The 23,879-nt window shown below is 55.9% G+C and carries 22 protein-coding genes; 12 read left to right on the forward strand and 10 right to left on the reverse strand.

Annotation, left to right across the window (positions count from 1 at the left end; all coding sequences use genetic code 11):
- The first annotated feature begins 612 nt into the window (after positions 1-612).
- From pcnB to pgi, 6 genes are all read left to right on the forward strand, one after another.
- Positions 613-1,968 carry a polynucleotide adenylyltransferase PcnB gene (pcnB, locus tag NFC81_RS13585; RefSeq protein WP_304995022.1) on the forward strand — a complete coding sequence of 452 codons (1,356 nt, stop codon included), beginning with the start codon at positions 613-615 and terminating at the stop codon, positions 1,966-1,968.
- Positions 1,965-2,453, forward strand: a complete 489-nt coding sequence (gene folK / locus NFC81_RS13590) for a 2-amino-4-hydroxy-6-hydroxymethyldihydropteridine diphosphokinase (protein WP_304995023.1) — start codon at positions 1,965-1,967, stop codon at positions 2,451-2,453. Before pcnB ends, folK begins: the two co-directional genes overlap by 4 nt.
- A 141-nt stretch (positions 2,454-2,594) precedes the next feature.
- Entirely contained in the window at positions 2,595-3,386 is a 792-nt protein-coding gene (gene panB / locus NFC81_RS13595) for a 3-methyl-2-oxobutanoate hydroxymethyltransferase (RefSeq protein WP_304995024.1), read from the forward strand.
- A complete protein-coding gene (gene panC / locus NFC81_RS13600; RefSeq protein ID WP_304995025.1) occupies positions 3,386-4,228 on the forward strand; it encodes a pantoate--beta-alanine ligase in 843 nt (280 codons plus the stop codon). Before panB ends, panC begins: the two co-directional genes overlap by 1 nt.
- Positions 4,229-4,386: 158 nt before the next feature.
- Positions 4,387-4,767 carry an aspartate 1-decarboxylase gene (gene panD, locus NFC81_RS13605; protein WP_304995026.1) on the forward strand — a complete coding sequence of 127 codons (381 nt, stop codon included), beginning with the start codon at positions 4,387-4,389 and terminating at the stop codon, positions 4,765-4,767.
- 142 nt (positions 4,768-4,909) lie between these two features.
- Positions 4,910-6,547, forward strand: coding sequence for a glucose-6-phosphate isomerase (gene pgi, locus NFC81_RS13610; protein ID WP_304995027.1), 1,638 nt, complete (start codon positions 4,910-4,912; stop codon positions 6,545-6,547).
- A gap of 258 nt (positions 6,548-6,805) precedes the next feature.
- On the opposite strand, the gene NFC81_RS13615 is transcribed toward pgi, so the two are convergent.
- Together NFC81_RS13615 and NFC81_RS13620 are read right to left on the reverse strand one after the other, a co-directional pair.
- Positions 6,806-7,885 carry a M15 family metallopeptidase gene (locus tag NFC81_RS13615; RefSeq protein ID WP_304995028.1) on the reverse strand — a complete coding sequence of 360 codons (1,080 nt, stop codon included), beginning with the start codon at positions 7,883-7,885 and terminating at the stop codon, positions 6,806-6,808.
- Positions 7,886-8,050: 165 nt separating this feature from the next.
- Positions 8,051-9,706 carry an ATP-binding protein gene (locus NFC81_RS13620; RefSeq protein ID WP_304995029.1) on the reverse strand — a complete coding sequence of 552 codons (1,656 nt, stop codon included), beginning with the start codon at positions 9,704-9,706 and terminating at the stop codon, positions 8,051-8,053.
- A gap of 240 nt (positions 9,707-9,946) precedes the next feature.
- Between NFC81_RS13620 and NFC81_RS13625 the strand changes: the two genes are divergently transcribed.
- The 6 genes from NFC81_RS13625 to astB all read left to right on the forward strand — a co-directional run bounded on the left by NFC81_RS13625 (position 9,947) and on the right by astB (position 17,116).
- Positions 9,947-10,894, forward strand: a complete 948-nt coding sequence (locus NFC81_RS13625) for a helix-turn-helix domain-containing protein (protein WP_304995030.1) — start codon at positions 9,947-9,949, stop codon at positions 10,892-10,894.
- Positions 10,895-11,047: 153 nt separating this feature from the next.
- On the forward strand, positions 11,048-12,262 hold the full coding sequence (locus NFC81_RS13630; protein WP_304995031.1) for an aspartate aminotransferase family protein: 1,215 nt from the start codon (positions 11,048-11,050) through the stop codon (positions 12,260-12,262).
- Between the two features lie 13 nt (positions 12,263-12,275).
- Positions 12,276-13,277 carry an arginine N-succinyltransferase gene (locus NFC81_RS13635; RefSeq protein ID WP_304995032.1) on the forward strand — a complete coding sequence of 334 codons (1,002 nt, stop codon included), beginning with the start codon at positions 12,276-12,278 and terminating at the stop codon, positions 13,275-13,277.
- A complete protein-coding gene (gene astA / locus NFC81_RS13640; RefSeq protein WP_304995033.1) occupies positions 13,274-14,323 on the forward strand; it encodes an arginine N-succinyltransferase in 1,050 nt (349 codons plus the stop codon). The genes NFC81_RS13635 and astA overlap by 4 nt, the downstream gene beginning before the upstream one ends.
- Positions 14,316-15,782 (forward strand): succinylglutamate-semialdehyde dehydrogenase, encoded by a 1,467-nt coding sequence (gene astD / locus NFC81_RS13645; RefSeq protein WP_304995034.1) that lies wholly within the window; start codon positions 14,316-14,318, stop codon positions 15,780-15,782. Before astA ends, astD begins: the two co-directional genes overlap by 8 nt.
- Positions 15,779-17,116, forward strand: coding sequence for an N-succinylarginine dihydrolase (gene astB, locus NFC81_RS13650; RefSeq protein ID WP_304995035.1), 1,338 nt, complete (start codon positions 15,779-15,781; stop codon positions 17,114-17,116). The genes astD and astB overlap by 4 nt, the downstream gene beginning before the upstream one ends.
- 76 nt (positions 17,117-17,192) lie before the next feature.
- Here astB and NFC81_RS13655 read toward each other — a convergent pair whose 3' ends face one another.
- The 8 genes from NFC81_RS13655 to bioB form a co-directional block, all read right to left on the reverse strand.
- On the reverse strand, positions 17,193-18,155 hold the full coding sequence (locus tag NFC81_RS13655) for a succinylglutamate desuccinylase (protein WP_304995036.1): 963 nt from the start codon (positions 18,153-18,155) through the stop codon (positions 17,193-17,195).
- Positions 18,156-18,157: 2 nt separating this feature from the next.
- Positions 18,158-19,072 (reverse strand): putative metalloprotease CJM1_0395 family protein, encoded by a 915-nt coding sequence (locus NFC81_RS13660; RefSeq protein WP_304995037.1) that lies wholly within the window; start codon positions 19,070-19,072, stop codon positions 18,158-18,160.
- 12 nt (positions 19,073-19,084) lie between these two features.
- The gene (locus tag NFC81_RS13665) at positions 19,085-19,333 is read right to left on the reverse strand and encodes a hypothetical protein (RefSeq protein ID WP_304995038.1); all 249 of its coding nucleotides are present in this window, start codon (positions 19,331-19,333) and stop codon (positions 19,085-19,087) included.
- Between the two features lie 64 nt (positions 19,334-19,397).
- On the reverse strand, positions 19,398-20,075 hold the full coding sequence (gene bioD, locus NFC81_RS13670; protein ID WP_304995039.1) for a dethiobiotin synthase: 678 nt from the start codon (positions 20,073-20,075) through the stop codon (positions 19,398-19,400).
- Entirely contained in the window at positions 20,072-20,896 is an 825-nt protein-coding gene (locus NFC81_RS13675; protein ID WP_304995040.1) for a methyltransferase domain-containing protein, read from the reverse strand. Before NFC81_RS13675 ends, bioD begins: the two co-directional genes overlap by 4 nt.
- Entirely contained in the window at positions 20,893-21,585 is a 693-nt protein-coding gene (locus NFC81_RS13680) for an alpha/beta fold hydrolase (protein ID WP_304995041.1), read from the reverse strand. Before NFC81_RS13680 ends, NFC81_RS13675 begins: the two co-directional genes overlap by 4 nt.
- The gene (gene bioF, locus NFC81_RS13685; protein WP_304995042.1) at positions 21,582-22,766 is read right to left on the reverse strand and encodes an 8-amino-7-oxononanoate synthase; all 1,185 of its coding nucleotides are present in this window, start codon (positions 22,764-22,766) and stop codon (positions 21,582-21,584) included. The genes NFC81_RS13680 and bioF overlap by 4 nt, the downstream gene beginning before the upstream one ends.
- Positions 22,763-23,857, reverse strand: coding sequence for a biotin synthase BioB (gene bioB / locus NFC81_RS13690; RefSeq protein ID WP_370529870.1), 1,095 nt, complete (start codon positions 23,855-23,857; stop codon positions 22,763-22,765). Before bioB ends, bioF begins: the two co-directional genes overlap by 4 nt.
- Positions 23,858-23,879: the final 22 nt, after the last annotated feature.

A 23,879-nucleotide genomic window follows, 5' to 3' on the forward strand; every position in this document is an offset into this window, starting at 1 on the left:
CAAGGGCGCTTTTTTATTGTCTGAAATTTGTCACCCCCTACCACGCCATCGCCTATCCCGCATCATCCCAAGACACCTGTTTTCCAACAGCCACCGCCTACTAAAAATCATCAATCTGTGTGTACTACCCTGTACCAATTGTTGTTACCCGACGCTGTTACCCAAGTATCACTTAGATGTTACCCAGCGACACAGCAACTGATTCTTTAGGTAACAACTTCGTCAAGGCCGACGCCTCAACAACCCTTTAAAATCATCATAACCTATTGTTTTATAAAGGATTTACAAAAACTGGCACAGCTTCTGCTATAAGTCAGTCGCTCTGCATAAACGCTCTAAAACAAAAATAACAACCGAGCACATCACCTTACGGTGCCGCCTAAAAACAAAAACAAGGCGCCGTTTCTGCCAGACGCAGATAACAACAAAAAGAAGATGCGTTGACAGTAGAACTTGCTGCGCAAGCTGGCCTTCGGGCCAGCTTGATGATATTTCCCTCCGTTACCCTTATGTCCCTCAGTTGTCACCTGCACTGTTCAGGCCTCTCGGCATGGTATAAACTGCACGCCATAATAAATTAGCATATTTCGATTTTCTCGAGGAAAACGCCCTTTGCTCCAAGCCATAAAGCGACTATTTGGCCAGGCCACACCATCGTCCACCGATCCCGTGACCCTCACCCATATTCCCCGCGATCAGCACCCCGTCTCCCGCAAAGACATCAGCGAAAATGCGCTGAAGGTACTGTATCGCCTCAATAAAGCACGCCACGAAGCCTATTTGGTCGGCGGCGGCGTACGCGACATTCTCGTAGGACTCAAGCCAAAAGATTTTGACGTTGTCACCGATGCCACGCCCGAACAGGTGCGTGACCTGTTCCGCAATTCGCGCATCATTGGCCGCCGTTTTAAGATTGTGCACGTACTGTTCGGCCGCGAAGTGATCGAGGTAGCGACCTTCCGTGCCGGCGCTGAAGAGTCGGAAGAGCGTGGCAGCAAAGACGAGCACTCGCGTTCACAGCGCGGCATGCTGTTGCGCGACAACGTGTACGGCACTCTGGAAGACGACGTGGTACGCCGCGACTTCACGGTCAACGCCATGTACTACACCCCGCGTGACTTCTCGCTAATGACTATGCCGGAGTCCATGCGCGACATCGAAAAGCGCTTGGTGCGTATTATTGGCAACGCCGAACAACGTTACCGTGAAGACCCCGTGCGCATGTTACGTGCTGTGCGCTTTGCCGCGAAGCTGGACTTCGACATCGAAAAAAGCACCGCCGCACCGATTCGTGAACTGGGTGAGTTGCTGGAGCACATTCCACCGGCGCGCTTGTTTGACGATGTACTGAAATTGTTTATGGGTGGTTACGCCGTCCGTACCTTTGAGCTGTTGCAAGAGTATGGCCTGTTCGCTCGCCTATTCCCTGATACGGCCCGTGTGTTGAAGCAAAAAGACTCAACCACCTATCTGGCGCTGATCCAGCAAGCACTGAGCAATACCGATGACCGGATCAGCCAAGGAAAACCGGTGACCCCGGCGTTTCTTTATGCGGCGCTGCTGTGGCCGGTGATGCATCAAGACGCTCTGCAACTTATAGCCAATGGCATGCCAGCCTTACCCGCCTACCAGCAGGCCGGGCAGGATACGGTATCGCGTCAGGGCCGTCGCACCTCTATTCCAAAGCGTTTCCAACTCAACATGCGTGAGATTTGGGAAATGCAGCTGCGCTTACCACAGCGTCATGGCCCGCGTGCCGAGCGCTTGGTCACTCATCCACGCTTCCGGGCGGCCTTTGACTTCCTATTGTTGCGCGAAGGCTCTGGTGAAGTTAGCGAAGGCCTGGGCCAATGGTGGGAAGACTACCAAAATCAGCATGTTGATGGCCGCGACGCCATGGTGAAGAAGCTGGGCCGCCCGGCTGCTTCTGGCAAACGCGCACCACGTCGCCGGAGACGCCCGCAGTGAAACGCTTCCACCGTGTATTTGTTGGCCTGGGCAGCAATCTGGAAGATCCGATTAACCAGTTGGATACTGCGATTGATAGCTTGCAACGCACGCCCGAGGTATCCGTGTTAGCGGTGTCCGGCTACTACCGCAGCAGCCCGGTTGGCCCACAAGATCAGGACGACTTTATAAACGCCGTGGTAGAGCTGTCTACCAGCCTGGAGCCCGAAGCACTGCTGACCGCACTGCAAGCCATTGAGCACCAGCAAGGCCGTGTGCGCGAACGTCACTGGGGCCCGCGCACGCTGGACCTCGACATTCTGTACTACGAAGGCATTACCCGCGACACCGACACACTCAGCATTCCGCACCCGCGCTTAACGGAGCGTGCCTTTGTGTTGATTCCCTTGTACGACCTCGCTCCGGAATTGGTGATCGCTGGGCAACCAATGGAACACTGGCTGGAAAAAACAGACGATCAGACCGTCGAGCACCTCTCCCTGTAAGGCACTTTTGACCGTGTCAGCAAAACAATACCCGGCAAATCATCTATAGTTGTGTTCACGAGCGGCAAAAACTGCAATTCCGTTTAATGCTGCGTCGCTTTTCGGTATAGTTCCCGCCTTCTAAAAACGTGTGAGGTTGCCATGGCGAAGGTCACAATCAACACCCTGCAGAAAATGAAGGCCGAAGGCCAACGCTTTGCCGCTTTAACGGCTTACGACGCCACTCAAGCTCATTGGGTCAGTGAAGCTGGGGTCGAAGTGTTATTGGTCGGTGATTCATTGGGCATGGTCATTCAAGGCAATGACAGCACCGTACCGGTTAGCCTAAACGACATGGCTTACCATACCCGCGCCGTGGCGCGTGGCAATAAATCTGGCCTGCTGATGGCCGATGTTCCTTTTATGGCAGCCGCCACCGTCGAGCGCACCCTAGAAGCCGCGCAAGTATTAATGCAAGCGGGTGCGGAAATCATCAAGCTGGAAGGCGGTGCATGGTTAGCGCCGGCCATCCAGATTTTGGCGCGCAACGGCGTGCCAGTCTGCGCCCACCTTGGGCTGACCCCGCAAGCGGTCAATAAATTCGGCGGCTACCGGGTGCAAGGCAAATCCGACGCTGCAGGCGAGCAACTGCTGGCCGACGCAAAGGCGCTGGAAGAAGCAGGGGCTGACCTGCTGCTCGTCGAGTGCATTCCCGCCCCCTTGGCCAAACGCTTGACGGCGCAGTCGCGCGTGCCGGTGATCGGCATTGGCGCCGGTGCTGACACCGACGGTCAGGTCCTGGTACTGTATGACATGCTGGGCATGAACACCGGACGCAATGCACGCTTTGTGCGCGATTTCATGGCGGATACCGATACACCTCAAGCGGCTATCGCGGCCTTTGCTGAGGCGGTACGTGATCAATCTTTCCCAGCTCAAGAGCATACTTTCTGATGTTGCAAGTTTCGACTCGTCAGGCGCTGCGTGAAGCGCTTCAAGCGGCGCGTGCAGCCGGTAAACGCATTGGTTTTGTCCCCACCATGGGCAATCTGCACGGTGGGCACATCAGCTTGGTGACGGCAGCGCAACAAAGTTGCGACTTCGTGGTGTGCAGTATATTTGTTAACCCAACACAGTTCGGTTTGAACGAAGACATCGACAACTACCCTCGTACACTGGATGCCGATAAGTCCCTGCTGGACGAAGCCGGTGTTGACCTGCTCTTCACGCCCAGCGTACACGACATGTATTCCGACTTAGAGCTGACGTGGGTAGAAGTGAAAGGCATTACCGAGCGGCATTGCGGTGCCAGCCGACCCAACCACTTTCGGGGCGTCGCTACCGTGGTGTGTAAGTTCCTGAACATGGTGCAGCCGGATCAGGCCTTCTTTGGCCGTAAGGACTTCCAGCAACTTGCGGTGATACAGCGCATGGTCGAAGATCTGTTCATTCCGTGCGACATCGTGGGCGTGCCGACAGCACGCGCACCCGACGGCCTGGCGTTAAGCTCACGCAATGGCTATCTGACGCCAGAAGAACGCGTACAGGCGCCTCAGTTGCACGCCTGCATTCTAGAAGCCAAAGCCCGCATTGACGCCGGAGAGATGGACTATGCAGCCATCACCGCCTGGGCCAAGGCCGAACTGGAAGCGGGCCCTTGGAAGCTGGATTATTTCAGCGTGTGTCGGCAAGCGGACTTGGCTCCAGCTGAGCCTGATGACCGCGAGTTGGTGATTCTCGCTGCGGCTTGGTTAGGCCGCGCACGACTGATTGATAACCTCATATTGAGCCGTTGAAGCACCCCACGCAATCAGGCATACTTTCGCGCCGCTGTACCAATAAATACAGCAACGGGTATGCCTGTACGCAGAGGACTGCTTGGCTTTGTATAAATCGGACAATACGGGCTTAAGATTGAAGCACGATTGACCCATAGGGTTTAACAGGTAAGACAATGCAAAGTGTAATGCTGAAAGCAAAACTGCATCAGGCGCGTGTCACCCATGCAGTACTCAATTATGAAGGTTCCTGCGCCATTGATGGTGACCTGCTGGACATGGCGGGCATCCGAGAATTTGAGCAGATTCAAATCTATAACATCGATAACGGCGAACGCTTCACGACCTACGCCATACGCGGGGAAGAAGGCAGCCGCATTATTTCGGTGAATGGTGCCGCAGCGCATAAAGCCTCGGTGGGTGACAAGATCATCATCTGCGCTTATGCGGTGTATGATGACGCTGAGTTGGCCTCGTTCAAGCCGCGCATGATCTACATGACGGCTGATAATGACGTAAGCCATACTAGCAACGCTATCCCAGTTCAAATGGCCTGATTGCTCGGCAACAGAGCAACAGCAAGACTACCCAACACTGCCCAGTGACGACAAGCCTGTCCGGAAACGGACGGGCTTTCCGTGTGTCGCCAGCGGCGGGCACGTCTACATAAACGAATACAGCACAGATAGGATAAGCAACATGGTAGCTCCAACAAACCTCAGCGCTTGGCAAGCCCTTGGCGCACACCAAGCCGAGTTGAGTCAGCAGCACATGCGCGCCTTGTTTCAGCAAGACCCACAGCGCAGCACACGCTTTTCAGTCGACGCCGCAGGCTTGCACCTCGACTACTCGCGCAACCGACTGACCGACACCACCCTGCAACTGTTGACGCAATTGGCTGAACAGGCTGAGCTGCAGCCAGCCATCAACGCTATGTTTGACGGCGCTATCATCAACCAAACCGAGCAGCGGGCCGTTTTGCACACCGCGCTGCGCAATCGCTCGTCACGCGCAGTGACGGTAGACGGTGCCGATGTCATGCCCATGATTCGTGACACACTGCAAAAAATGCGCGACTTCGTGGCCGCAGTTGATAGCGGACGCTTCGCAGGCTATACCGGCAAGCCACTGCGTACCATTGTGAACATTGGTATCGGCGGCTCATTCCTAGGCCCCAAAGTTGTCAGCGACGCATTAAAGCCTTATTGGAAAACAGGTTTCGACCTGCGCTACGTGGCTAACGTTGATGGCACCGACGTGACTGAAGCCTGCAAAGGCCTCGATCCCGAAACGACTTTGTTTGTGGTGTGCTCCAAAACCTTCAGTACACTGGAAACCCTCAAGAACGCGCAGGCCGCGCGGGATTGGTTCCTGAGCAGCGGGGCAACGCAGGCCGACGTGAAGCACCACTTCGTGGCGGTGTCGACCAACACCAAAGCGGCGACTGAATTCGGCATCTCCGCTGACAATATGTTCGACATGTGGGATTGGGTCGGCGGACGTTACAGCCTCTGGTCAGCCATTGGGCTACCCCAAGCCTTAGTCTTCGGCATGGACACCTTCGAGCAATTGCTGGCCGGTGCGCACACCATGGATGAGCACTTTCGTACGGCTCCGCTGGCCGAAAATATGCCGGTAATCCTGGGCTTGCTGGGCATTTGGTACCAGAACTTCTGGGGTGCAGAGTCGCAAGCCGTATTGGTGTACGACGAGTACCTGAAAGATTTTCCCGCGCACTTGCAGCAAATGGATATGGAGTCTAACGGTAAGCGCGTCACCCGTGACGGTGAAACGGTGAGCTGGCAAACCGGCGCGGTGGTGTGGGGTGGCACTGGCACCAATGGCCAGCACGCTTACCACCAGCTGATTCACCAAGGTACGCGCTTGATTCCAGCCGATTTTATCATGCCCCTGCGCAGCCACAATCCAGTCGCCGATCATCACGCGTGGTTATTCGCTAACTTCTTAGGGCAGCAACAAGCACTATTGGAAGGCAAGACCGAACAAGAAGTGCTGGCCGAGCTGACCGCCAAAGGCATGTCGGCCGACACCGCAGCAGCCTTGGCACCACACAAGGTGATTCCCGGTAATCAGCCACACAACGCCATCACGTTTAACCTTGGCACGCCCGAGGTCATCGGTGCCCTGATCGCTCTCTATGAGCAGAAAGTCTTTGTGCAAGGGCACATCTGGGGCATCAATTCGTTCGATCAGTGGGGTGTTGAGCTGGGTAAGGTATTGGGGAATGCGGTGTATGAGGCGCTGCAATCTGGTGACACCACCGGCTACGACAGCTCCAGTGCGGATTTGATTCAGCGCTTCCGAGCGGCTCAGTAGGAGGCCAGCCCTCTGGCCGAACCTTCGCGCAGGGGGCTGCGCTCCTACGAACCAGCGGACATCCTGCAAGCGCTCTTCCACGCTATACGCGATGGTGAGCATTGGCTGAGGTAGGGCGCAGGGCGTATGCCGCAAAGCGCGCATTCCCGGCCTGCCGTTGAGCGCTAGCGGCATACCCTGAAAGCCCGCACCGATTCAGACAAAATGACCACAATCGCGGATCGTGTTGTGCTCTTACGCCCCATGACCGACTATTAATCAGGCAACGCGCACGTGCCACGGCTCAAAACGCACGCCGTAGCGGTTGTCGACCGTATAACGAATCTTGGTGTAACCCATTTCCTGCAGTTTGCGAAACTCGCGTGTAGCGGCAAATTCTGAAGAGAAGTTGCCTAAGCCCAAGCCCACTTTACCAACATCGAAGTCACCCAACGCATGGAAAGAGTACCCAGGCGGCGCCAATGAGCGCGAAGCGCGGGAAATATTGCCGTCGGTTTGAATGGCTTTGGCCAAGAACAGATCAAACTGCTTGGCCATATTGCGTACGCCGGAGGTGAGAATCAGTGTGTCACCGATATCACGCACGAGACGCTCATACAGCTCAGACGATTCACCACGATACAGAAAGTGACCCGAGCGTGGCACGCGTACCACGTCCTGCTCACGAATTTGCTTGGTCAGCTCAATGGTCGTGCGTTCACCGTAGAAGCCAAGTTCGCGCGCATCGCGATGAAACAAGCCGTCCATAAACGCCAATTCTTGTGGTGTAAACTCACCAATGGTCGGAACGGTACGTGCAAAGCGCAGCATATCGTCCCACGTGAGGATATTGAAATTTCCGAACCCCACCCAGTCGCGTACCTGCTCCAAGCGCGTGCTCGCCGATACCATAACGCGCATTTCTTGCTCGTTCAGCCAGATATCGCTTTCAAAGTCGTCATCAAAACGACGTACGCGCTCGAGATAGTCATCGTCATGCTCGTCCACGCCTTGTCCGTGGTCATGATCATGATCGTGCTCATGATCGTGTTCGCTCTTGTTGGCAAGTTCGGTAGCGCGCGCTAGGACGTCATCAGGAATCTGAGTTTGGGCCTGAGCCTCCAGATCACGCAGCATCTCAACTTCTTGTCGCGTGCCACGAGCAAATTCTTCGATATTCAGAGACAGTTCTTGATGCGCTTTTTCGATGTGCGCGGAATTGCTAATTTCTTGTGCGGTAACGTGTTGATGAGGCACCATCACTTTCTGCCCGACTTTATTGTGATACCACACATAGTGGCCACAGGCAGCAGCAGCTCCGGATACAAACAACCCTTCTAAGAAGGTACGTCTCTTCACAACACTATCCTCTTCGCTCCTTCTCAATCGGCGTTAGGCGCAATATGAGTCCGGTGCAATTCATGGTGTTCAACCAAGGCATTCCTTTAAGGATCGGATACCAAACAGATTGAGCTATGCCTATCGGCATTACAGCACAGCAATTTAACAGTTTACGATGTTTTTTTAAACGGTCGGCATTGTAATTTCCTCTGCCTGCGGCGTTTGCGGCAGGCTGATATGGAATTGCGTACCCTTACCGATGGCGCTCTCGCACCGAATTTTACCGCGCAAGCGTTGCACCACTAAATTGTAGACAATATTCAGGCCCAGACCACTCCCTCCTTGTCCGCGGCGCGTGGTGAAGAAGGGCTCGAAGATGCGCTGGCGAACACTGTCTTTCATGCCCGCGCCGTCGTCACTGAACAGGATACTGACACTCTGGTCACGCTCCAGCTCTATATCAATCACAATGCGACCCGATTCTTTTCCCTCAGCAAAACCATGGATGATCGCGTTCATCACTAAATTGGTCACGATTTGCGCTAGGGCTCCGGGATAGGTCAACAATTGCAGCGTGTCATCGCCGGTCACCTCTACGGTCACTGCGGTATGCTTAAGGCGCGGCAGCAGGCTGCGCAAGACGTCCTCAATGTACGAGCGCAGCAGTATTTCTCGTTGCTCCTCGCTCGATTGGTCTACGGCGACCTGTTTGAAACTGCTGATCAACTGCGCAGCACGGCGCAAGTTGCCCAAAATGATGTCGCAACTCTCCCCGGCACTGCCCAGAAAAGCGTCGAATTGCGTTTTAGTAAGAGCGCCGCTGGCCACAGCTTGGCGCATGGTACGCACCTCATCATCCAAATGTGACGCAGCGGTCACACTGACCCCCAGAGGGGTATTGACCTCATGGGCTACACCACTGACCAAACCACCCAACGAGGCCATTTTTTCCGCTTCTACCAAGTCGTCTTGGGCTAATTTCAGCTTGTCGATGGTCTCGGCGAGCGCATCGTTGGCTTGTTGGAGGTCTCGGGTGCGCTCTTCGACCATTTCTTCCAGATTACTCTGATGCTGCAGTATCTCGCGATCCCGCTCAGCCAGCCCGATTTGCATTTCCTGCAACGCTTGAAAGGCGGTACCCAGTTCGTCGCGGCGACGCCCTAAGTCGGCCACTTCTTCACCGGTCATCGCCGGCCCACGATACCCAGGGCTAATGGCATTCACAGCTTTGGCAAGCAACCCCAACGGGCGGGCTATAAAATGCATAATGCCTATGACCACCGCTAGGGCGAAAATTAACGCCGACATCACCACGATACCGAGGGTGACTCGCACCACCGGCCGCAACTGTTCAGCTACCAGGCGTTCAGCCGAATACAGCCGCCCGACACCTAACAACAATTGCTCGCCTCGCACTTCGCGGACGAGGGCGAAGCGGTATTCGCGCACGGCCCCCAAGGCTGGGTCGATATGATCGTAGCGTTCGATGGCGTTTGCGGGGGCATCCGGCGTGCCCCGGTCAACCAATAATTCCCCTGCACTGAGGCGCACTGACTCAGTGGTGTCAATTATTTCAACCCCAGACACATAGGGGTTACGTGCCATGGCGGCGGCTTGGGCGGCCACCGAAGATTCCTCAAAGTTCCACAGTGAGTCCGCCACCAGCGGCGAGAAGTTCTCGATGGTATACAGAATGGAGGCCTCGCGGTTGCGCTGCTCCAAAGATTCGCTCATAAAATACTGAGCGCCCGCGGTGATCAACGTCAGCAACAAGAAGAAGCTCAACGCATAGACAACCAACTTGTATGCCAAGCCATTGCGCTGCACGGAAATATTCACACACACCTCTTCGTTAATTTATAACACCCAACGTTTTGGCTTTATCTCTGTACTCTATTATCATGTGTCTTTGAGCGCTCGCTGCAGCGCTTTAGTTTTTGCGAAGCTCTAAGCTAAGTATTGACAGCAATGGAGATTTGTCAAAAACCGCGCCTTTTCTTTAAGCTCACAGAGAATAGCCATGCTCGTTGCCCACCCAGTCCAATGTTCCGCCGTCGACTTACGTGATGCAGGCTCTGCATGCTGAAACGTGGTCAGCCAACGGTTATTGGCCTAATCCTAACGCCGGGCTTTGCGGTCGGCAGCCTCGGGGCGTTACTGGACGTACTGCGAGCACTGCAGGAAATTGAAGCGCCCGAGCTAAAAATTCGGGTATTCGCGGTGCCCGACACCCAAGCCGATGACTGGCCCGTGGCCTGGCCCAGTGAGCCGCTGCCGGACCTATTGCCAGACACTATTCGGCATTGGTTCGTTATGGGCGGCCCGGCCCGCAAGCCCGAAACACGCAGCCCACTGATGACAGCTCTGCAAGGCGCCAATCAATACGCCTGCTGGTGTGGCGTAGCGCATGGCAGCATGTGGCTGGCAGCGGCTGGCCTGCTTGACGGCCATGAAGCGACCATCAATATACCGGCCGACCTGGATTGGCAACCCTCTTCTTCCATTCGACGCAGCGCACGCGTCGTCTGCGTAGACCGCGACCGATTTACCTGTTTGGGCAACAGTGCCGCACGTGACCTTGGTCTGGCGTGGGTAACACACTATTTCAGCCCCGCGCTCGCCAGTCAGCTGGATAGCTACCTGTTGGCCGAGCGTACGCCGACCGACCCTGCCTATGCTGGTGCGCCGAGCGATTTGCCCGCAGGCTTGCATGAGGTGAACAGCCTGATGCACAACAACATTCAAGAACCACTGACCGCCGACGAGTTGGCCGGCCTGATTGGCGTGTCACGCCGCCAACTTGAGCGCTGGTATAAAGAGTACTTCAATTCTTCACCGGCGCGCTATTACTTGCAGATCCGCTTGGATCAAGCCAAGTTAATGCTGCAGCAGAGCAAAGACTCGGTGGCAGACATTGCCATGGCGACCGGATTCTCCAGCCCGGCGCACTTTGCCACCTGCTACCGCAAGGCCTTCGGCCTGTCCCCGTCTGCCGTACGCCAACACCCACGGCGACGACGCTTCTAAGCACGGCCAGCGGTCTTCCCGCGCCCCGCACGTTCGCCGCCCTCACTTAATGTCCGTGGGGGCGCATTTCCACAAATCCATGTCGCAATTGCAAACGCACGTTCCCACAGAGAGGGATACACTGCTGTGCAACAAAAAGAAGGTTTTAATATTATGACTGACTTACATCCTAATCGCGCTTTGTTCGACCAAGTAATGGTTCCTAACTACTCTCCTGTGAGCGTCATCCCCGTTAAAGGTGAAGGCTCTCGTCTGTGGGATCAGGAAGGCCGTGAATACATTGACCTCGCTGGCGGCATCGCCGTTAACTCGCTGGGTCACTGCCACCCCGAGCTGGTCGCTGCGCTCAAAGAGCAAGCCGACAAGCTGTGGCACCTGTCTAACGTGTACACCAACGAGCCAGCACTGAATCTGGCCAAGCAGTTGTGTGACCTGACGTTCGCTGACCGTGTGTTCTTCGCTAACTCAGGCGCTGAAGCTAACGAAGCTGCGCTGAAACTGGCCCGCCGTTACGGTTGGGATAAAGTCGGCGAAGAGAAGCATGAAATCATCTCTACCCGCGGTTCGTTCCACGGTCGTACGCTGTTTACCGTGACCGTAGGCGGCCAGGAAAAGTACACCGAAGGTTTCCGTCCGGCTCCTGGTGGCATCACGCACATTGCCTACAACGACATCGCTGCGTTGGAAGCTGCCATCAGCGACAAGACCTGTGCTGTAATGCTGGAACCCGTGCAGGGTGAAGGCGGCGTACGCCCAGCGGACAAGGCTTACTTGGAAGCAGCTCGTCGTCTGTGTGACAAGCACGATGCCTTGTTGATTTTCGACGAAGTACAAACCGGTGTCGGCCGCTCTGGCAAGCTGTATTCGTACATGACCTACGGCGTAACCCCTGATGTACTGACCACCGCGAAATCTTTGGGTGGCGGTTTCCCAGTGGGCGCTATGTTGGCCACCGCTGAAGCAGCGAAATGCTTGGTCGTGGGCACGCACGGTTCGACGTACGGTGGTAACCCACTCGCCTGTGCCGTTGCGGGCAAGGTACTGGACATCGTGAGCCGCCCAGAAGTATTGGCTGGTGTTGAAAGCCGCCACACACGCCTGAAGAACCACCTGGAGGAAATCAACGCCAAGCACAACATCTTCACAGAAGTGCGTGGTCAAGGTCTCTTGATCGGTGCTGAACTGACCGAAGCTTGGCACGGTAAGGCCAAAGACTTCGTCAACGCGGCGCTGGAAGAAGGCGTGATGATTCTGGTCGCCGGTCCTAACGTTTTGCGTATGGCACCGTCTTTGGTGATTCCAGAAGCCGACATCGATGCGGCTATGGTCGGCCTCGAGCGCGCCATCGCCAAAGTACTGGCGGCCTAAGGGAGTAATGTCAATGTGGCAGGTCAAACCCATCGATGCGCGGGACCTCCCGGCGCTGGAAGCACTCTTACATGCCAATCCGCTGCGGTTGAGCACGCTACCTCCGGTACGTGACCAACTGGCCGAGCGTATTTCCACCGCGCAACAAGGCTTTGCCGGACTGGATAGCATGGCAACATTGCTGTTTGGCCTGCACGATGACGACGGACACCTGCTCGGCATCAGCGGCATTCAGCCGTACGCCGGTGCTGATGAGCCCTTCTACAGCTATCGTATTGACGAGCTGGTGCATGCCTCACGTCATCTCAGCATCAATCAGCGCCAGTCGGTGCTGTACCTGTCGCATGAGTTGACCGGGCAAACCAGCCTGTGTTCTTTCTCGTTGACGGCCGCCTTGCGCGGTACTGCAGCCTTCGATTTGCTGTCACGGTCGCGCCTGCTGTACATGGCAGCACATCGTCACGCCTTTGCTGACGAGTTGATCTGTGAAATCCAGGGTATTTGGGATGGCGCCGGGCAAAGCTTGTTCTGGAAAAGTGTCGGCCAGCTGTTTTTCGGCTTGGACTTCATCACCGCCGATCATCAGTGTTCGTTACACGGCAAGACCGTGATTGCGGAGCTTTTGCCGCCCTATCCGATTTACACCACCTTGCTGCCCGAGGCCGTGCAAGAAGCCATCGGCGAAGCGCATCCAGGTGCCCAACGCACCATCAACTGGCTGGCGCACGAAGGGCTGAGCAAGACACGGTTTGTTGACCCCTTTGATGCGGGCCCAACCTTCCGTGGTGTATTGGATGATTTAACCTCTATGCAGGCCATTCGCCCCGTTCAGGCGGTGCAAGCAGGCACCCCCGCAGCACCAACCCCTTGGCTGGTAAGCCAGGGTGAAGGCGCTGATTTTCAATGTGTGCTGGTGCAGGGCGAGATGATTGATGATGTGCTGCACTGTGCCGGTGAACTGACTCTGGCGGCGAACACCCCCAGCCTGGCCCTTCCCTTGGAGGCTGCAGCATGACCATTATCCGTCCAATTGCTGAATCCGATCTCGACTCGCTGATCTCCATGGCGCGAGAGTCAGGTATTGGTGTAACCAGCCTGCCAGACAACCCGGACCTAATGAAGCGCAAACTGGCCCGCGCCGTGGCGTCTTTTCAACAGCGCCTGACGCCGGAAGAATCGCACTATATTTTTGTTATTCAAGAAACACCCGATGGCCCACCGGTTGGCCTGTGCGGCATTGAAGCTCGCATTGGTCGCGATGAGGTGTGGTACAACTATCGCCTCGGCGAAGTGATTCAGGCGTCGAAGGCTTTAGGCCTATACCGTCGCACGCCCACGTTGTTCCTAAGCAACGACCTGACCGGTGCGACCGAACTGGGTTCACTGTATTTGCGTGAGCCCTATCGCCGTAACCGCAATGGCTCGGTGTTGTCGAAGTCGCGGTATTTGTTTTTGGCCTCATTTCCTGAACTGTTCAGCAGTCGGGTGATCGCCGAGATGCGTGGTTATTCAGACGCTGACGGCAACTCACCATTTTGGGATGGCCTGGGGCACCGTTTCTTTAACATGGAATTCAGCGACGCTGACTTCCTGACCGGGTCGGGTGACAAGGTATTCATCGCTGAGTTGATGCCGAAATTCCCAATCTATGTGCCCATGCTACCCGCCGATGCGCAAAACGCTATCAGCGCTGTGCACCCGCACACTGAGCCTGCTCTGGCCATGCTGGAAGCCGAAGGTTTCCGCAAAAACGGTTACGTCGATATCTTCGATGCTGGCCCGGCTGTCGAATGCGAATTGCAGCGCATCGGCGGCGTACAGCGCAGTGAGCGCTTACATGCGCGCATTGTCGAACACAAAGAAAAAGACAGTGCCATTCGTCCCCAGTGGATGATTAGCAACGAGCGCTTTTCTGAATTCCGCGCCATCACCGCGACACACATCTATCGTGATGGCCCTAACCTTGAGCTCACCCCAGAGCAGGCGGAGATTCTCCGTATCAGCGCGGGCGACCCGATTCGGGTAATGAGCATTAAACCTGAGGAGCCGCAAGATGGCTAACGTACACCTAATAGACGGCCAGTGGGTTGCTGGCTCTGGACAATCTTTTGATTCGCGCAATCCGATCACCGATGAAGTGATCTGGGCTGGACAAGAAGCCAACGCAGCCGACGTTGACGCGGCCGTTAAAGCCGCTAAAACAGCCTTTAAAAGCTGGAAGCGGACGCCGTTAGACGAGCGCATTGCGCTGCTGCAGCGCTTCAAAGCGCAGCTGGAAACCCATAAAGAATTGCTGGCCAGCACCATTGGCAGCGAGACCGGAAAACCATTGTGGGAGTCGCGTACGGAAATCGCCGCAATGATGGGCAAGGTCGACTTGTCGATCAACGCGTATCACGAGCGCACCGGTGAACACGCCACCGAACTGCCCGGTGGCCAGCGCATTTTGCGTCACCGCCCGCACGGTGTAATGGCGGTATTTGGCCCTTACAACTTTCCTGGCCACTTGCCGAACGGGCACATTATTCCAGCCATTATCGCTGGTAATACCGTGGTGTTTAAGCCATCCGAGCAGTCTCCGAAAGCCGCTGAAATCACACTAAAGTGCTGGCTTGACGCTGGGTTGCCAGAAGGCGTGATCAACCTGGTACAGGGCGCGCGCACAACAGGCGAAGCCTTGGCGCAACACCCTGAGGTAAACGGCATTCTGTTCACCGGCTCAGCAATGACCGGTTTAGCCATTCAGTCGGCCATTCGCAGTCAGCCGCACAAGATTTTGGCGTTAGAGATGGGTGGTAACAACCCATTGATCATCGGTAAAGAGTTCGATACCCAAGCCGCCGTATGGGCCGCTTTGCAGTCGGCCTTTATCAGCGCTGGTCAGCGCTGCACCTGTGCACGCCGCATGATGGTGCCCAAGGGCCCGAAAGGCGACGAGTTCCTCGACGCCTTTGTTAAAGCTTCTGCGGCACTGGTCGCCGGACGCTACGACCAAACAGAGCCAGCGCCATTTATGGGCTCCGTCATCAACGCTGCGACGGGCGACAAATTGATGGCCGCACAAGAGAACTGGCTGGCTGCCGGCGGACGCTCGCTGCTGCGCATGGAACAGATTGATGGCCACAAAGCCTTGTTGTCACCGGCCATTATTGATCTGACCGGCGTCACCGTAGAAGACGAAGAGTTCTTTGGCCCATTACTGACTGTGCGCCGCTACGATACCTTTGCCGAAGCCATTGAATTGGCTAACGACACACGCTACGGCTTGTCGGCGGGCTTGTTGAGCCACGATGCAGCTGAATACGCTGAGTTCTTAGAAGACATTCGTGCCGGCATCGTCAACTGGAACCAGCCTATTACCGGTGCCAGCTCTGCCATGCCGTTTGGCGGTGTAGGCTTGAGCGGCAACTACCGCCCAAGTGCTTATTACGCGGCGGATTACTGCGCCTACCCTGTAGCTTCACTGGAGCAGGACACCATTACCCTGCCCGACAACCTGCCACCAGGAATGACACTATGAAAGCCTTTGAAGTAAATTTTGATGGTCTCGTCGGACCGACTCACAACTACGCTGGTTTGTCTTACGGCAACGTCGCGTCAGAGCGTCACCAGAACTTGGTGGCCAAGCCTAAAACGGCGGCCCTGCAAGGCCTGACGAAGATGCGCACACTGACGGAAATGGGTTTGGTACAGGGTTTGTTGCCGCCGCATGAGCGCCCGCACATGCCGACGTTACGCGCTCTGGGTTTCAGCGGTACGGACGAACAAGTATTGGCGCGTGTGGCGAAGGACGCACCGGTTGTGCTGTCTGCTGTCAGCTCGGCGTCGGCCATGTGGACGGCGAACGCCGCTACGGTTTCCAGCAGTGCTGACACACCGGATCGCAAAGTGCACTTCACGCCCGCTAACCTGAATGCCAAGTTCCATCGTTCTATCGAACACCCCGGCACAGGCCGCGCATTGCGGGCGATTTTCTCTGATGAGAAGCACTTCGCGGTACACGATGCCGTACCGAGTTGCCCGCATTTTGGTGACGAAGGTGCTGCGAACCACACACGCCTGTGTGCAGACTACAACAGCCCGGCGGTTGAGCTGTATGTCTACGGTCAGGTAGCTCTCAATTCTGAAGCGCCGCGTCCGATGAAGTACCCCGCGCGTCAGACTCTGGAGTCTTGCGAAGCCATTGCTCGCCTGCACGGTTTGACCGACAAGCAAGTGGTGTTTGCGCAGCAGAACCCGGCAGTGATCGACAAAGGCGTCTTCCACAATGACGTCATTGCCGTGGGTAACCGCAATGTATTGTTCTACCACGAAGAAGCCTTCTTAAACACCGCTGATGTACTGCGTGAAATAGATGAGAAGTTGGTGGGCGCTGACCTGATTCCGGTGTGCATCACTAACGATCAGTTGAGCGTTGAAGAAGCCGTCACCAGCTACCTGTTCAATAGCCAACTGATTTCCTTGGGTGACGACGACATGGCGTTGATCGTTCCTAAGGAATGCGAAGATTCAGCGACGGTACGCAACCTGCTAGACCAGTTGGTGCACGACGCCAGCAACCCCATCAATAAGGTGGTGGTGATGGATCTGAAACAGAGTATGCGTAATGGCGGCGGTCCTGCTTGTCTGCGTTTGCGTGTGACACTGAATGAAGAGGAAATCAAAGCGGTATCCAACTGCATTATTACTCCACCGTTGTTTGAAGACCTGACGCAGTGGGTAGAAAAGCATTACCGTGATGAGTTGGCTCAGAAAGACTTGGCTGACCCAGCGTTGCTCAATGAGTCACGCACGGCACTGGATGAGTTGACCCGTATTCTCGGTGTAGGCTCGATTTACGACTTCCAGCTTTAACTGCTGCTTTACCCGCCACAAAGCAAAACGGGCAGCTTTCTAGCTGCCCGTTTTCGTTTTTCCTGACCGTTACTGACTAGTGCTGAGGCCGAATAATCAAGGCCACTCGATGCCCAACCGGCACCGTGGCGTTCAGAAACAGCAATGCATCGCCCTCCTGCTCCACCAGCCACTCTTCGACATCACCCTTCGCGATCACTGTACCCATAGGCAATGACCGAAAGTTCACGAAGTTCTGCAAGCACACTTCGAAGTTACCAGCTGGACGCAATATTTCACGCACCACCTTATAAGCCACCGGCTGATGTCCACAGGGCGCACTGGGGCCCTTCGCTAAACGCTCCAGCTCCTTGAGTAACGGCAGAAAGCGATCAATAGGCTCATCCAAGGCGCGCACCTGACCCAGCTCAAGCGTCGCTGCTTGATAGCCTAGATTGGCGGTAAAACTGGAGAAGGTGGCGGCGGGCGAGACGTTCTGCACCCATGCGTCGACCGCGAAATGTTTGAACCAACCCAGCAGGTTGTTCAGGTTACGGCCTTGGCAGGCGTCGGGGATGATGGCAAAGCGATCTTGGTCCGATCCCTTGATGGTGGAGTGCATGTCGAAGTGCATGCCGTCCGGATGTGTTTCGATGAACCGTTGCACGTGCGCCATCAGTTCAACGGCACGACGGCACTCCGGGGCGTTATCGGCAGCCGATTTGGGCGAGAACAACCGATTCATGTTGTGTTCAACAAAACGCTCACCAATGATCACCGACGCAGGGTTGGCTAATATGACCAACAACGGGCGCTGAATCTCGTATTGTTGCTGCACCATCTCGGTGAGCCACTGATCTACCAAGCGAATGGGTACGGTTTCGTTGCCGTGAACCGCTACGGTGATGATGGCGGCAGGCAGGTGGCTGGGTTGCAGGGGTTCAATGCGCAGCACACCCTGGGCTAACCATTGAAACTGGCCACCGGCGGTGGTGAAGCTGTGTAAATTAGGCGACGCGTTGAGGCTTTCTTCAATAAAGGCAATTGCGGTATGGGACATAGTCAGATCTGGGCGTTAATGAGTTTCCCCAGCTCGTCTCTGGCGGTCTGAATGCTTTGATTGCGCAGCAGTTCAGAGATGGCTTGTTGTGTTCGAGACAGCTGAACCAAGACTTCAGTATTCACGGGTTTGCTGTCGTCGTCCACCCTTTGGCGCGATTCTTTTGCTTCTTTTTCTGCTTCGCGTAATTCTGCCAGTTTAGCGCGCCGCTCTTCGCTGGAAAGCTGTAAGTCATCGCGTAATCCACGGCGTTTTTCAGACGCTTGATCGCCTTCTTCGAGGCGCATTTTCAGTGCCTCGGCGCGTGCCTGCGCAATGATGGCGTTGGCTTCCGCCGCAATACGGCGATCCTGTCCGGAAGGGTCGCTCGGCGCCAACGCCGCGCGCTTGATTTGTTCCATCTTTTGGATGGTTTCTTCTGGATCTGCGGCTGGCGAAAGATCGACACTGACCTCGCCAGCAACTGCATAACGCCGACCGTCAGGCCCCTGCACAAACTGATAGGTGACCGCTCCGGTATATTGCCCACCCACCGCTTGATGGGCTTGCTCATGTTGACGCACTTCGCGATCACGCTTCGACAAGCGCTCAATTTCTGCCAGCTTCGAGCGTTGTTGGGCATCCAGTTCGCCGCGGCGTTTGGCCGCCCGCAGCTGTTGCTCGCTCATCGCTGCCTGCGAGTTTGCTTCCTCTGTCTCACCATTGCGCTGTGGCAGTCGATCGCGCTCGCTTTTACCCATCAGACGTTCTTCCGGGTTCAGTTCACGACGATTTTGACCACCCACAATGGGTTCAAGTTCTTTTACGGCAGGAAAGAGTTCGCTGTCTTCATTTTGCAGAGTTGAGGGGACTTGCGGCCGCTCCAGTGAGTAGGCCGTGGTAATGGCATTAGGGAACATTCCAGTCATCGTGGACATGTTTTGACCCTCTTAGACCTTAAGGTCGATCAGAGTCCCTATATTGGAAGACGCCACTTCAATCGTCCTAGCGTTGGCCTTAACCAAGTGTTTAGCTTCCACCTGCGTCACCATGGAACGCTCCAAGTTGACATCCGCCGGGCCGGCAGGCTGCTCTGGGGTGCGTATATTCAGCCGCGCAACATCGCTGCCAGCTTGATTAAGCTGCCGCATATTGGTCTGTATGCCCTGCACACCACTGGTGATGGCTGAACTTAACATGGCTTTCCCCTAGTCATATAGGTCTTGCTAAAATAATAGCACCAAACAGCAAGTTGATCAATAATCAAACAACTATGAGCTGCTGCAAGCCGACTACCAAGGCACGATGATCGCCATCGCTTGGCATAATGCCGAGCAATGGCGCGTCGATACGTTTTTGCAAGCTCAGGATATTGTCCACCAATTCGGCCATGGGCTGAGCCATTGTATTAGCCACCCATCCAGCACAGGAAAGTCCCGACTGCCGTATGGCTTGTAAGGTCAGTAAGGCATGATTCAGACAACCAAGGCGCATACCAACGACCAGGATCACTGGATAGCCAAGCGCGATAGCAATGTCGGCCATGGTCTGGTGCACGTTAATGGGTACCAGCCAACCACCAGCACCTTCAACCAAGGTTAAGCCAGCTGGCTGTTCTAACGCAGGCTGCAAACGGGCCAAGGTGTCTTCAACCGTAATACTGGCACCGGCTTGCGCTGCCGCCAGATGCGGTGACGCCGCCAGCGGCAAGGCAATTGGGTTAAGTACCGACAACGGCAGCCCGGTATTGCTGGCCATCAACAACGCACTGGCATCGTCGTTGACCCAATGCCCTTGCTCTTGATGCGAAGCACCCGCAGCGATTGGCTTAAGCCCCTGCACCTGTAACCCCATGGCTGCCCCAGCCTCCAACAACCTTACGGTAATGTATGTCTTGCCGACATCGGTATCGGTACCGGTGATAAAATAACGCTGCATCATCGAGGTTTTCTCAGTTGAGCATAGCCGACATTAAAGGTCAGTGGGTACTTACCCTCGGCCGTTTTAGGGTAAGCCTGTTGCATGTGGTGCCACCACTGCCGTCCTAATAGGCCACGTTGTCGGCCTTGCGCGCTGGCAACGGCGCCGGTGCCTTTTAGGCTATGAAATACGGCCCGTAGATCAGGAAACTCTTGTGTTAGAGGTATATCCTGCCAGTGTACAAACTCGAATCCACTGGCTTGTATCGCAGAATGATAGGCATGCGCTGTACGCTGTGGGTTTACCGGCGCGCTATCGCCCACCTGCAGATAAGCCCGTTGCAGCTCGTACAGGCTGTGCTCAAGCAAGGTTGAGAACACCAGTGTCCCACCCGGCTGCAACACCCGGTATTGTTCGCGCAAGAAATCGTCAGGGCACAGCCATTGCGCCATGAGGTTGCTGTACACGCCTTGCAAGGACTCTGATAACAGCGGTAACTGGCAGGCATCGCCCTGTACGAAGCCATGCACTGGATGGCGCTGTTGGGCAGTGCGAACCATGCCAGCGGCGAGGTCCAGCCCCAGCCAAGTGGCCTGCGGCGCGTGCCCGATCAGGTCAGACCACACGTCCGCAGTCCCACAGCCGAGATCCAACCAAGGTCCTGTGGCCGCGTGTGGCACCAAGGTAACCAGCTGTCGTGCACTGGGCCGCTGAAAGAGCGCAAACTGATCATAGCACTCGGCAGCACGCGAGAACGTCTGTGCGACCCGTGGCGCCGGTACGACAGGCGTGACACTGCAATCAGATGCTTGCCGGTGAGAAAATGCTGCTAAAGCCGTCATAAAGCCGACCACACTCTTACTTGCTGAACGATATCTGAAACAAACCGCAATGGCAGGCAGTGCCCTACGCCGTCGAACACACGACTGCGGGGCAGCTGTGTAGCCACCTGTGCAGGGATGAGCGCATCGCTACCGCCAAACCAATGCGCACGCTGACAAGGGCTTGGTAAGGGGTACTCGGCGAGGTTCGTCGTGGCCAAATGGCGCAATGCCGCGTGCTCGGTCGTGCTGATGTCCTGCCGCTCGGCATAAGCGCGCTTCAACTGTTGGCGCAACGACTTCTGTGCACTGTCGCCCTGCATCATAAGGGTTTGAAATCGTTTCAGGCATTGAGCAGGCTGTTCTTCCGCTAAGGCGTAGAACTGGGCAAAGGTGGCGGCGTCCATGCCCTCGGTGTTGTTCGGGCTGACAAAGCGTGGCGCGGTTGCCAAGGTCAATAACGCCTTGGCATCGGCACGTTGATGGGCAATCTGCCAGGCTAGGGTGCCGCCATGCGACCACCCCACCAAACAGCCGCCTGGCTGATACCATTGCGACACCCATGCCTGCCACGCTGCATGGTCTTGCCATGCCTCGAGCGTTACGTCCGGTACTCGAACGACCACTACCCCCTCCGCCTCCAAGGCTTGCTGCAGCGGCGTCAGGAGCGCGGGTGGACAGCACCAACCATTGAGCAAGTAACAAATCATTCGTGCTGGTCCTCAGTAACCCGCACTGACTCGGTGAGGAACGGCCCTAGAGCACTGAGCAGCCGATCAACATCAGCCATAGAATGCTGTGCGGTCAGCGTAATGCGCAGGCGAGCACTGCCAACTGGAACGGTTGGTGGCCGAATGGGTACGACTAAAATACCTTGTTGCAAGAGCTGTTCGGCGGCGTCTATCGCGCGCTCAGTGGAGCCCATGATGACTGGCTGGATCGGAGAGTCACTGGCACCCAGCGGCCATCCCAAAGCCTGTAAACCGTGGCGGAAGCGCTCAATCAAACGTTGTAGATGGACGCGACGCTCAGGTTCTTGCCGTATGACATCAAGAGCGGCTAATGCCGAGGCGGCGATGGAAGGCGGCAAGGCAGTTGTGTAGCGATAGGTGCGAGCATACTGAATAAGATAATCAATCAGGCTGCGGTCCCCCGCGACGAAGGCACCATAGCAGCCAAAGGCCTTACTCAAGGTGCCCACCAATACCGGGACTTCCGTGCTATCAAATGCCGCCGTAACACCACGTCCGCCCTCGCCTAACACCCCAATGCCATGCGCGTCGTCAACCACCAACAAGCTGTTATGAGTGCGGGCCAGCGCCGTGAGCTCGTTTAACGGGGCGCTATCGCCGTCCATGCTGAACACCCCGTCGGTGACCACCAGCGAGTGCTCGGTGTACTGCCCCAGCCAGCGTTCGAGCGTCGCGAGATTGCCATGGGGGTAGCGTCGAAACGGTAGTCCCGTTAGGCGCCCGCCATCCAGCAAAGAGGCGTGATTCAAGCGGTCATGATAGATTCGTTGCACCAGCGGCCCAAGCGCCTGCAGCGTGCCCAGATTGGCCATATAGCCACTACTGAACAGCAACACAGCCTCACGCCCCAGAAAGTCAGCCAACGCCTCTTCCAGCTCATGATGCAGCCGATGATGACCATTGACCAGATGTGAAGCACCCGCGCCTACCCCATAGCGTTGTATCGCCTGCTCGCCAGCAAGCGCCAGTCGTGGATCGGCAGCTAGGCCCAGGTAGTCGTTGCTGCTGAAAGATAAGACGGATTTACCGTCTATCTCTTGTTGCACGTTTTGCGCCGACTTCAATAAGCGACGCTGGCGATATAACCCCGTTGCTTCTGCATCGGCAATAGCTTGCTGCCAGCGACCAGCCCAGTTCATCCACGTGCCGCATCATAAAACAGTGCGCTGTCGACACGGGCCGTCGATGGACTGTCCGTCTTCAAACCAGACGCTGTATCCGCAGATGAGCTACGGATACGTGGACAGCTATCAGGAATCCCTTCGCCCGCCGTCGGCATCACGCCGCCTTCAGGCTGCATACCTAAGCGGACCAGCAGTGCCATGTCGCGTGCAGCTTCCGGGTTTTTGGTGGTCAACAGCTTGTCGCCATAGAAGATGGAGTTAGCACCGGCCATAAACGCCAGTGCCTGTTGCTGGTCGTTCATATTTTCGCGTCCGGCCGACAGCCTTACATGGCTGTGTGGCATCATGATGCGCGCCACCGCAATCATCCGTATAAAATCAAAAGGATCGACATCGGCCGCGTCATCCAAAGGCGTGCCTGCAACCTTGACCAACTGATTGATGGGAACACTTTCCGGCTGCGGGTTCATATTAGCCAATTGCACCAGCATACTGGCTCGATCCGCCAGTGACTCACCCATACCTAAGATGCCGCCAGAGCACACCTTCATACCGGCACTGCGCACGTTGGCTATGGTATTCAATCGGTCACTGAAGGTACGGGTAGAGATGATTTCGCCGTAGTACTCCGGGGATGTGTCGAGGTTGTGGTTGTAATAGTCCAACCCGGCGTCTGCCAAGGTAACCGCTTGCTCATCGTCGAGCATACCCAACGTCATGCAGGTCTCAAGCCCCATGGATTTAACCTGACGCACCATTTCCGTTACCACTGGCATGTCTTTCGCCGTTGGTGAGCGCCACGCCGCGCCCATGCAGAAGCGGGTTGCGCCCGCGTCTTTCGCCGCTTGCGCTTGCGCTATGACCGCCTCGATTTCAATCAAACGTTCTTTAGCCAGACCGGTATTGTAATGCCCGCTTTGTGGACAGTATTTGCAATCTTCGGGGCAAGCGCCGGTCTTAATCGACAACAATGTACTGACTTGGACTTCATTGGGGTTGAAGTGTGTGCGATGCACAGTCTGTGCTTGATGCAGCAGATCCATAAACGGCAGTTGGAATAGTGCGAGCGCTTCGTCTCGACTCCAATCGTAGCGTGGACTTGTCATGACCTGTGTTTTCCCAATATAG

It is taken from the genome of Salinispirillum sp. LH 10-3-1 (assembly GCF_030643825.1).
Taxonomy (GTDB): Bacteria; Pseudomonadota; Gammaproteobacteria; order Pseudomonadales; family Natronospirillaceae; genus Salinispirillum.

Excerpts from the sequence above, each read along its gene's own strand:
- astB (WP_304995035.1), top strand. The coding sequence starts at position 15,779 with ATGAAAGCCTTTGAAGTAAATTTTGATGGTCTCGTCGGACCGACTCAC.
- astA (WP_304995033.1), top strand. The coding sequence starts at position 13,274 with ATGACCATTATCCGTCCAATTGCTGAATCCGATCTCGACTCGCTGATC.
- NFC81_RS13660 (WP_304995037.1), bottom strand. The coding sequence starts at position 19,072 with ATGTCCACGATGACTGGAATGTTCCCTAATGCCATTACCACGGCCTAC.
- bioD (WP_304995039.1), bottom strand. The coding sequence starts at position 20,075 with ATGATGCAGCGTTATTTTATCACCGGTACCGATACCGATGTCGGCAAG.
- panC (WP_304995025.1), top strand. The coding sequence starts at position 3,386 with ATGTTGCAAGTTTCGACTCGTCAGGCGCTGCGTGAAGCGCTTCAAGCG.
- NFC81_RS13665 (WP_304995038.1), bottom strand. The coding sequence starts at position 19,333 with ATGTTAAGTTCAGCCATCACCAGTGGTGTGCAGGGCATACAGACCAAT.
- pgi (WP_304995027.1), top strand. The coding sequence starts at position 4,910 with ATGGTAGCTCCAACAAACCTCAGCGCTTGGCAAGCCCTTGGCGCACAC.
- NFC81_RS13655 (WP_304995036.1), bottom strand. The coding sequence starts at position 18,155 with ATGTCCCATACCGCAATTGCCTTTATTGAAGAAAGCCTCAACGCGTCG.
- panB (WP_304995024.1), top strand. The coding sequence starts at position 2,595 with ATGGCGAAGGTCACAATCAACACCCTGCAGAAAATGAAGGCCGAAGGC.
- astD (WP_304995034.1), top strand. The coding sequence starts at position 14,316 with ATGGCTAACGTACACCTAATAGACGGCCAGTGGGTTGCTGGCTCTGGA.
- bioB (WP_370529870.1), bottom strand. The coding sequence starts at position 23,857 with ATGACAAGTCCACGCTACGATTGGAGTCGAGACGAAGCGCTCGCACTA.
- NFC81_RS13630 (WP_304995031.1), top strand. The coding sequence starts at position 11,048 with ATGACTGACTTACATCCTAATCGCGCTTTGTTCGACCAAGTAATGGTT.
- NFC81_RS13675 (WP_304995040.1), bottom strand. The coding sequence starts at position 20,896 with ATGACGGCTTTAGCAGCATTTTCTCACCGGCAAGCATCTGATTGCAGT.
- NFC81_RS13625 (WP_304995030.1), top strand. The coding sequence starts at position 9,947 with ATGCTGAAACGTGGTCAGCCAACGGTTATTGGCCTAATCCTAACGCCG.
- NFC81_RS13680 (WP_304995041.1), bottom strand. The coding sequence starts at position 21,585 with ATGATTTGTTACTTGCTCAATGGTTGGTGCTGTCCACCCGCGCTCCTG.
- bioF (WP_304995042.1), bottom strand. The coding sequence starts at position 22,766 with ATGAACTGGGCTGGTCGCTGGCAGCAAGCTATTGCCGATGCAGAAGCA.
- panD (WP_304995026.1), top strand. The coding sequence starts at position 4,387 with ATGCAAAGTGTAATGCTGAAAGCAAAACTGCATCAGGCGCGTGTCACC.
- NFC81_RS13635 (WP_304995032.1), top strand. The coding sequence starts at position 12,276 with ATGTGGCAGGTCAAACCCATCGATGCGCGGGACCTCCCGGCGCTGGAA.